At 70.7% G+C, this 9,421-nt stretch carries 5 protein-coding genes and 1 pseudogene; 2 read left to right on the forward strand and 4 right to left on the reverse strand.

Annotated elements, in window-relative coordinates:
• Nucleotides 1-279: 279 nt before the first annotated feature.
• On the reverse strand, nucleotides 280-2,361 hold the full coding sequence (locus tag AC1HC7_RS13955; RefSeq protein WP_479498340.1) for a M3 family metallopeptidase: 2,082 nt from the start codon (nucleotides 2,359-2,361) through the stop codon (nucleotides 280-282).
• A 487-nt stretch (nucleotides 2,362-2,848) separates the two neighbouring features.
• On the opposite strand from AC1HC7_RS13955, the gene AC1HC7_RS13960 reads away from it, so the two are divergent.
• The gene (locus tag AC1HC7_RS13960; RefSeq protein WP_479498339.1) at nucleotides 2,849-4,909 is read left to right on the forward strand and encodes a BTAD domain-containing putative transcriptional regulator; all 2,061 of its coding nucleotides are present in this window, start codon (nucleotides 2,849-2,851) and stop codon (nucleotides 4,907-4,909) included.
• Between the two features lie 168 nt (nucleotides 4,910-5,077).
• Here the strand turns inward: AC1HC7_RS13960 and AC1HC7_RS13965 are convergent, their stop codons facing one another.
• From AC1HC7_RS13965 to AC1HC7_RS13975, 3 genes are all read right to left on the reverse strand, one after another.
• Nucleotides 5,078-5,749 carry an RlmE family RNA methyltransferase gene (locus AC1HC7_RS13965; protein WP_479498338.1) on the reverse strand — a complete coding sequence of 224 codons (672 nt, stop codon included), beginning with the start codon at nucleotides 5,747-5,749 and terminating at the stop codon, nucleotides 5,078-5,080.
• A gap of 149 nt (nucleotides 5,750-5,898) precedes the next feature.
• Nucleotides 5,899-7,023, reverse strand: coding sequence for a Ppx/GppA phosphatase family protein (locus AC1HC7_RS13970; RefSeq protein ID WP_479498337.1), 1,125 nt, complete (start codon nucleotides 7,021-7,023; stop codon nucleotides 5,899-5,901).
• A gap of 196 nt (nucleotides 7,024-7,219) precedes the next feature.
• Complete coding sequence (locus AC1HC7_RS13975) at nucleotides 7,220-7,966, reverse strand: VPLPA-CTERM sorting domain-containing protein (protein WP_479498336.1); 747 nt, start codon at nucleotides 7,964-7,966, stop codon at nucleotides 7,220-7,222.
• A gap of 413 nt (nucleotides 7,967-8,379) precedes the next feature.
• On the opposite strand from AC1HC7_RS13975, the pseudogene AC1HC7_RS13980 reads away from it, so the two are divergent.
• Nucleotides 8,380-9,421 (forward strand): annotated as a pseudogene (locus tag AC1HC7_RS13980) (hypothetical protein); the annotation flags it as partial.

The following is a 9,421-nucleotide window of genomic DNA, read 5'->3' on the forward strand; positions in this document are numbered from 1 at the left end:
CGCTCGGCGCTGTGCCCGGCGCCACGTTGGTGCTCCCCACCGCCGCCGCCCCCGCCCCCCCCGCGCCCCGGCGCCGCCGCCGCGGGGCCGCCGCCTGACCGAGGCGCAGCCCCGCCGCCGCCGGACCTGATCGCCGGAACGGGAAAGACCTTCGCCGCCCGGCGCCAAACCCGCCGCGCCGCCGAAGGCTTCACCGAAACGCCGCCGCCGGGCGCCAGTCAGCAAGGGGAATGCGCGCCGCAGGCGCGCTCCGTTTGGTCGCGGGCCCGCCCGCCGGCTTCACGCGGCGCCGTCCAGCCCGCGTCCGCGCAGCAGCGCCGCGACCTCCGGATCACGGCCCCGGAACGCCCGATAGGCCTCGGCCGGATCCTGGCGCCCGCCCGCCGCGTAGATGCAGCGCGCCAGCCGCGCCGCGACCTCAGGATCAAATGCGTCACCCGCCTCCTCGAAGGCGCCGAAAGCGTCCGCGTCCATCACCTCGGACCACATGTAGCTGTAATATCCGGCGGAATAGGCGTCGCTCTCGAACACATGCAGGAAATGCGCGCTGGCATGGCGCATGACGATCTCGCGGGGCATCCCCAGCCGCTCCAGCGCCGCCGCCTCAAACGCCTGCATGTCGAAATCCTCGACCGCCTCGGCGAGATGCGTCTCCAGATCCACCACCGCCGAGGCGATGTATTCGACGGTGGCGAACCCCTGGTTGAAATTCTTCGCCGCCAGCAGCCGGGCCGACAGATCTGCGGGCATTGGCGCGCCGGTGCGATGATGCAGCGCGTGGCGCGCCAGCACCTCGGGCCGGGACAGCCAATGCTCGAACAACTGGCTCGGCAATTCGACGAAATCCCGCGCCACATGGGTCCCCGACACCATCGGGTGGCGCACCTCCGACATCAGCCCGTGCAGCGCATGGCCGAATTCATGGAACAGCGTGCGCGCATCCTCATAGGTGAGCAGCGTCGCCTCGCCCTCGCCCCCGCGCGAGAAATTCATCACGTTGAGCACAATGGGGCGGATCTCGCCGACCGCCGGGTCGAAATGCTCCTGGTCGCGCAGCGCCGACATCCAGGCGCCGGAGCGCTTCGAGGGCCGGGCGAAATAGTCGCCGACGAACAGCCCCACATGGCGCCCGTCGCGGGTCACGTCCCAGGCCCGGGCGTCCGGGTGATGCAGGGTCAGGCCGTGAAGCTCGCGAAACTCAAGCCCGAACAATCGGTTGGCGCAGTCGAACGCCGCGCCGATCATGGCGTCGAGCTGGAAATACGGCTTGATCGCCGCCTCATCGAGATCATGATCCCGCTGGCGCAGCCTTTCGGACCAGAACCGCCAGTCCCAGGGCTCCAGGGTGATGTTGGCGCCCGCTTCGGCGGCCAGCGCGGCAAGCTTCGCCGCCTCCTCGCCCGCGCGCGCCTTGGCCGGGACCCAGACCCGCATCAACAGGTCGCGCACCGCGTCAGGCGTGCCCGCCATCTGCGGCGCCAGCTTGAACGCGGCGAAATTATCGTGGCCCAACAGCCGCGCGCGTTCGCGCCGCAGCGCCACGATGCGGGCGATGATCGCCGAATTGTCGCTGTCGGCGCCCCCCGCGCCGCGCCCGGTTCCGCGCGCGATCAGAGCCTTGAACGCGGTCTCGCGCAGATCGCGACGCTCCGAAAACTGCAGGAACGGGTTGATCGAGGACAGCGACAGGGTGATCGCATGGCCCTCCAGCCCGCGATCCCGCGCCGCGCGCGCGGCGGCCTCGACGAGAAAATCCGGCAGCCCCGCCATGTCCCCCGCGCCCAGCGACAGCACCCATCCGGCGCTGTCGGCGAGCACGTTCTGGGAAAACGCCGCGCCGAGGCTCGCCAGCTCCTCCATGATGGCGCTCATGCGCGCGCGCGCATCGGCGTCCAGCCTGGCGCCGGCGCGCAGCAGGTCGCGGCGATACAGGGTCAGCACCCGCAGCGCCTCGGCGTCGAGCCCCGACGCGTCGCGGCGCGCCCAGATATCCTCGACCCGCGCCAGCAGGCCGGGATCCATCCAGATCCGCGCGTGATGGCGGGCGAGCAGCGGCGCGACCTCGCGCTCGGCGGCGCGCATCGCGTCGTCCGAACAGCAGCCCACAAGCGTGTAGAACATGCCCGCGACCCGGCGCAGGGGGCGTCCGGCGGTCTCGAGCGCGGCGATGGTGTTGTCAAAATCCGGAGGGGCCGCGCTGGCGGCGATGGCGGCGACCTCCGCGTCATGAGCTGCGATGGCGGCGCGAAACAGGGCCGGAAAGCGCGCGGCCCCGATCGGTCCGCCGCCCTCGGCGCCATAGGGCGGCAGACCATGGGGCGCGGTGAAATCGCCGGCGAAAGGGCCCAGGGGATCGCTCACGCCCGGCCTCCGCCGCGTCGCGCCGCGCCGCGATCCGTCAGGTTGCGGCATTTCGCGGACAGGATTGAATCACGTAACATATTGAGTCCTCTGGCTGAGCCCGACGCGGCGTGGTCAATGCGCCAGGGCTTGCCGGATTGGCGCGGTGACATGCGCCGCCGGCCAGCCGGGATGCGGGCGCGGCGCTTTCCGATCTCAGCGCGCAAGGCTGGATCCGGATCGGCATGCGCATTTTTGTGACAGGATCGTGATAAATTTTTCAGATCAGGCGCCTTTTTGCCTCTTTTGAACTCTAGGCTTACCCAAAGCCAATACGCTGCGGGGGATAGACCAGATGGCCAGACGGCATGCCGCCGATCCGATCGCAGGCCCGACGCCTGACATGGCGTCTGAAACGGCCTCCCGGTCGACCTCCGGCCCGGCCTCCAAACCGAAATCCGGCGCGCCCCGTGACGCAGCGCCCGAATCCTCGCCCATTTCGCCCGCCTTGTCATCCCCGTTTTCGCCCGAACCCTGCGCCGCGACGCCGGATGCGCCCGAAGATGACAAAGTCGAGGACGCGGACAAGGCGCCGGTGCTGCTGCTCACCACGCTTGGGGCGGGCATCCTGCGCATCGCCGGCCAGGAGGCCATGCCCGCGCTCGGCGTCAAGAGCATCGCGCTGATCGCCTTCGTGGCCCTGCAGCCGGGACAGGTGGCGACCCGCGACATGCTGGTCGATCTGCTTTGGGGCCGCAGCCCGGTGGACAAGGGGCGCACCTGCCTGCGCCAGGAATTGCGCCGCATGCGCCGCGCGCTCGGCCCCGCCTTCGACCAGGCCATCATTGCGCGGGGCGGGCGCATCGCGTTGCGCAAGGACGCGGTCGATGTGGACGCGCTGAGGCTGGAAACCGCTGCGGCGGCGCGCGGGGTGGACGGGCTGGCGGCGCTTTTGGACCTGTGCGGCGGGGCGTTTCTGGGGCCGCTCTCGGTGTCGGAAATGGCGTTCCAGGACTGGGTGGCGCAGGAAAACAGCCGGCTGGAGGCCCTGACCCTCGACGGTCTGCTGCGGCTGATGCTGCTGGACGAGGGCGCCGAAAGGCTGCACCGGGCCATCGCCGCCGCGCATGTGCTGCTGCGCATCGATCCGTTGCAGGAGGACGTGCACGCGGCGCTGATCCGCATTCACGCCTCCTGCGGGCGGATCGCGCTGGCCCGCGCCCAGATCGACCGCTGCCGCGACCTGTTCATGGAGGAGCTCGGCGAGCCGCCCGGCATCGATCTGGAGGCGCTGCTGGACCAGTCCCGCCCGACCCGGCGCGCGGACCCTGCGGCGGTGGCCCCGAGCCCGGCGCGCAGCCGCGAGGACGCCCTGTCGCAGCGACCGCTGATCGCCGTCAGGGCGCGCGGCGGCGGCGCGCCCGGCGAACAGGATCAGGCGCAGGATCTGGCCGAACGCACCGTCGCCAACATGGCCGGGTCCAGCTGGATGCGCATCCAGACCTGCGACGAACTGCTGACCGCCGCCATGGACCGCGCCGGCATGGCGGCGATGATCGATTACGTGGCCATGCTGCGGCTGGAGTGGCGCGACGGGCTGCCCGCCGCCAATGTCAGCGTCTCGCGCCGGCATGACGGGGCGGTGGTGCTCATGCGCAGGATCACGGCCCCGCCGGGCGGCGAGATTCCGCCGCTGATCGCGCTGGCGCGCCAGATCGCCGCGGCGCTGTCCCCGGCGCTGCTGAATCTGGAAATGCAGGCCGAGGCCGCCCGCCCCGACGACTTCGACGCCGTGGACGACGACGATTTCGACTATTGGCGGGCGTTGATGCGGGCCCGGCGCCTGTTCTGGCATGGCGGGCGCGACGGTCTGATCCGGGCGCGCGATCTGACCGGGCGGGCGCTGGAGCGCCATCCGTCGGATTGCGCGGCGCTGTGCCTGCTGGCCTCGACGCATCTGATGGAATGCTGGATGGGCTGGACCGAGGCGCCCCGGGATTCGCTGTTCATCGGGCGCGAGATCGCCCTGCGCGCGGTGCGCGACGCCCCTGACGAGGCCCTGTCCCATCACACGCTCGGCGCCGCGGTGGCGATGCTGCACGAACGCAGCGACGCGCGCGGCCACCAGCTGCATGCGCTGAAGCTGCTGCCCAGCTATTCCCCCGCCAAGGGCGAGATCGCCCGGCTTCTGGCGCTGGACGGCGCCTGCGACGAGGCCTGCGACTGGGCCGACCTGGCGCTGACGGCCAGCCCCATGGACCCCAACGCGCCGGCCTGGATCCGCAGCAAGGCGCTGGCGCATTTCGCCGTGGGCAACCCCGGCGAGGCGCTGCAATTCGCACGGGAATCGATCCGCCTGCGCCCGAACTGGGTGTATTCGCGCCTGCTCGGCGCCGCCTGTCTGATCGAGATGGGCGACGAGGCCGAGGCCCGGCGCATCCTGCCCCCGGAGGTGCATCGCCGCCATGGCTCGTCGCTGGAGGCCCTGCGGCTGACCCACCCCTTCGAGGACCAATCCCGATCCGAGGCGCTGACCGACGCCTTCATCGCGCTGACGCCCGACGCCTGACTTTCGCCAGTTCAGGCGCCGGCCCTTTTCGCGGGACCGGGCCGGGCATCTGGCCGTTTTCCGGGCCAAGTCGGGGGCCGGGGCCGGGGGCCAAGTCGGGGGCCGGGCCGGGGGCCAAGTCGGGGGCCAGGCCGGGGGGCCAAGTCGGGGGCCGAGCCGGGGGCCGGATCAGGCGTCGGGCTCTGGCCGTCCCCGGAAACCGGCGGCGATCATGTACATCTCGGCGCTGTCCTGGCGGCTCGACGGCGGCTTCACGTGGGACACCTTTTCGAAATCCCGCTTCAGCCCGGCCAGCAATTCGCCCTCTGCGCCGCCCAGCAGCACCTTGGCGACGAACACGCCGCCGGGGCTGAGAACGTCATGGGCGAACAGCGCCGCAGCCTCGCACAACGCCACGATGCGCAGATGGTCGGTCTGGCGGTGCCCCGAGGCGAACGCCGCCATGTCCGACAGCACCACGTCCGCCGGGCCGCCCAGCGCCGCCTTGACCCGATCATCGGCGCCCTCGTCGAGGAAGTCCAGTTGCAGGAACGCCGCCCCCGGCAGCGGCTCGACGGCTTGCAGATCGACCCCCAGCACGGTCCCGACCTTCTTGCCCGACCTGGCGCCCAGCGCGTTGACCCGCGCCACAGCCACCTGCAGCCAGCCCCCCGGCGCGCTGCCCAGATCCACGACCCGCGCGCCCGGCTTCAGGAACCGCATCTTGTCGTCGATCTCCAGCAGCTTGTAGGCGGCGCGCCCGCGATAGCCGTCGCGCCGCGCCGCCGCCACATAGGGATCGTTGAGCTGGCGTTCCAGCCAAAGGGTCGAGGCCAGCTTGCGCCCCTTGGCGGATTTCACCCGGGTCTTCAATTCCCTCTGCCCGCGCCCCGAAGTCTTGCCCCGGCTCGCCGCATCGGTGTCGCCGCGCTGGTTGCGCCGCTCGCCGGGCCGCGGGCCCGTCCCCGAACCCGAACCCGACCCCGAACCTGATTTGCCCCGACCGCCCTTCATGCGCCGCGCGTCCTTTCCGACCACATCTGACTGTAGAGCAGCCCCTCGCGCAGCCCCCGATCCGCGACCCGGATCCGCGTCACCGGCCAGAGCCGCAGGATGGTCTGCAGGATCGCCGCCCCGGCGATCACCATCTGCGCCCGGTCCGGGCCGACCCCGGGATGGGCGCGCCGCCCCTCCAGCCCCAGATTGATCAGCTGCGACACATGCCGGTCCACGTCCGCCGTGGCCAGCCACATGCCGTCCACCTTGGTGCGGTCGTATTTCAGCAGCCCCTTGTGGATCGCGCCCAGCGTCGTGACGGTGCCCGAGGCGCCGATGATCTGCAGCCGCGCGATGCGCGCCTGGCTGAATTCGTCGTCATAGGGGCCGAATCCGGTGATGTGCTCCTCGAAGAACCAGGCCATCAGCGCGTAACGGCTGCGATCGTCCTTCACGTCGGAGAATTTGTCATGCAGGGTCGCGACTCCCAGCGGCGCCGAGATCCAGTCCACCACCCGCGCCCGCGCCTCGCGGCGCATTTTCGAGCGGTCCCGCCCCCCGGCGCCCGGCGCCAGCGCCATGATCATGTCTTCGCGGCTGTGAAGGTCGGCGCCCGCCAGGTCGATCCAGATCAGCTCCGTCGATCCGCCGCCGATGTCGAACACCATCAGGTGCTCGGCCTCCGGATCGAGCAGCGGCGCGCAGCCGGCGAGCGCCAGGCGGGCCTCCTGCTCGGTGGTGATCAGCTCCATGTGCAGCCCGGTCTCGCGACGCACGCGGGCCAGGAACTCGCGGCCGTTGGCGGCGCGTCGGCAGGCCTCGGTGGCGACGATTCGGGTGGAGCGCACGCCGTGGCGGCGGATCTTGGCGGCGCAGACCCGCAGCGCGTCGATGGTGCGGTCCATGGCGGGCGAGGACAGCACGCCGGTCTGCTCGACCCATTCGCCAAGCCGGACATTGCGCGAAAACGCGTCCATGACGGTGAAATAGGCGCCGTCCGGGCGCGCGATCAGCAACCGGCAATTGTTGGTGCCGAGATCGAGCGCCGCAAATCGCGGCGGAGTCCTGTCGTCGTCGCTGGCCGTCCCGGCGCCATTGGCGCGCCCGGGAGCGGATGCTGCGCTGTTTCCAGGCGCCATGATCGATGTTCCGATTGCAAGCGGGCCTCAAGCCCACCGTTTCGTCCAGACCTACCGGAAGGCGCCGATGACGGCAAGGGCGAGACGGGCGCGATGGCGCGGCCAGGGCGGCGGCGGCGGGGATCGAAACGGAAAGGGACCGCCCGGCTTTCGCCAGGCGGTCCCCTTGAAGCTTTCAGCCGTGATGGATCGGCGTTCAGGCCTTGCGGCGCAGGCGGCGCATGCCGGCAAGACCGGCGATGCCCGAGATCAGCAGCAGACCGGCGCCGGGCAGCGGCACGTCGACCGAGACCTGCTGGAGATCGCCGACGATGAAGTCGTCGAACCCAAAGGTGTCATTGTTGCCGGTGACCGTGAAGCTCAGGCGCGTGAACGGATTGTTCGTGCGGGTCACGCCCCAGAACAGCAGATTGCCGTTGGCGCTGTTGGCGGCGCCGATGGTCCACTGACCGTTCTGAACCCCGCCCGAATCAAAGGCCGTGAGCACAAGCTGACCGTCGAAATCGCCGATGTCGGTGCCGTAGAACCCGAAGGCCGCCACTTCCTGATCGAACTGAACTTCGAAATTCTGGCTGGTGCGGACCCGCCAGTAGTTGCTGTTCTGGGCCACGTCCTCGGTCGTGTTGAACCGGCCCTGACCGTCGGGCGACGACAGCACCTGTTGACTGCCGAGCAAGTTGGCCGTGATGCTGCCGATCGACCCCGGGAAGGAAATCGCAAGCGGCGCGACCTGTCCGGAAGAGAAGGATTCGAAATCTTCGGATCCGACGCCCACAAGTCCCGAAAGGAAACTCGCGCGTGCGTTCTTGGAATTGGTCCAAGTCGCCGAATCGTTGGGGTCAACGATTTGATCTTGACCAAAGAATGTTGCGGCGGAAGCGCCTGTGACGCTCAGCGCCGCGAAGGCCGCGAGGGCCAACGCCGTAGCAGTTTTTTTCAACATGGTGATTCCCACATATGATTACACCGCCGCTTTTCTAGCAGCTTCGGGCGGGTCCTGTCATTAACTATTAACCGGCGCGAAAGGAGATGGCGGCTTGGAAACCACTCCGCAGATAGAGAAATTCGCCGACTGCGGCGCGAGACACGCGAAGGGAACGGCATCATCGGAAGCGTTTTTGCACACCACTGTGCCATTCCCATACAAACCGGGCGGAAATGTCCGGCGATCATTCATATTCGCGTGGAGTTTATGATGCTTCGCCGCCGTCGCCGCGGACAGGCGCGAATTGTCGCGCCAGGGCGATATCGCCTCTCGCGCCGCGGCAGGGGACGATTCGCATGACGCGGACGCCGCCGTCGCCGCCCGGGCGGACGCTTCGCCCCGCCGGGCCGGCGGCGAGGCCGGCGAACACCGTGCTGCTGGACCTGAACGCGGGCGATTCGCTGGCCGGAGAGGTCGCCGGGGTCATCGCCGCCGCCCCGCTCGGCGCAAGGGTGGAAATCTGGAGCTTCGATCCCCCCGCCGCCCGCGCCCGCGCCGCCGCCGCCCTGCGCGCGGCGGGTTTCGAGCCGGTGCTGCGCGCCGCCTTGAAGCCGCTGCTGCACTGGGCCATGGGCGAGTCGCCGGGGTCGGGATCGCCGCTGGCGGGCGCGCGATCGGCGGTGATCCGCTGCCCCGCCGTCGACGGCGCGCCGCCGCGGCGGTTTGCGCTGGAATGCCACCCGCTGCTGCAGATGGCCCCCTGTCCGGTCCGGCTCGACACCGCGCCGCCCGGGCCGCGCGACGCGCCCGCCTGGTACGACGTGGAAATCAGCGCGGGGGAAATCAGCGCGGGGGAGATCAGCGCGGGGGAGATCGGCGCGGGGGCGTCCAGCCGCCGCGCCGCGCGGGTCTTCGCCCCCAATCGATGGCGCGAGGGGCCCGGCGGCGCGCCGGTTCTTTCCGCCTGCGGCTGGCTGCGGATCACCCCGCCCGGGGCCGCGCGCCCCTGCGTGGACCGGCCGCTGGACTCCGGGCTCGACGCCTGTTTTCACGCCATGATCGACGCGCTGCGCAGGCGCGACTGGCGCGGGCCGGGGCCGCATTTCGACCGCCTGACGCTGCGCATCGAGGCGCCGCTGCAAGACGCGCCGCTGCCCGTGGGCCACGAATGCCTCAGCCTCGCGGAGGCGCTGCACGAGGATCTGTATTTCTCGGCGCTCGATCTGTTGCGCGCCGCCGCCGGGCTGTCGCGGGGCGATCGCGGCCTCTGCCCCGGGCAGATCGTGCCCGAGGTGATCGCGGTTGACGGCCCGCTGCGCGCCACGGCGACCATGACCCCGGCGGCGCCCCCGACCGCCCCCCGCGCCCCGCGCCCGCCCCCCGCGCCCATGGATCCCGCGGCCATGGATCCGGCAAGCGCGGATCGCGCGCTCCGCCCCGGGCAGATCGCCGGGGCGCTGGCGCGGCTCGGCG

It is taken from the genome of Oceanicella sp. (genome assembly GCF_056449545.1).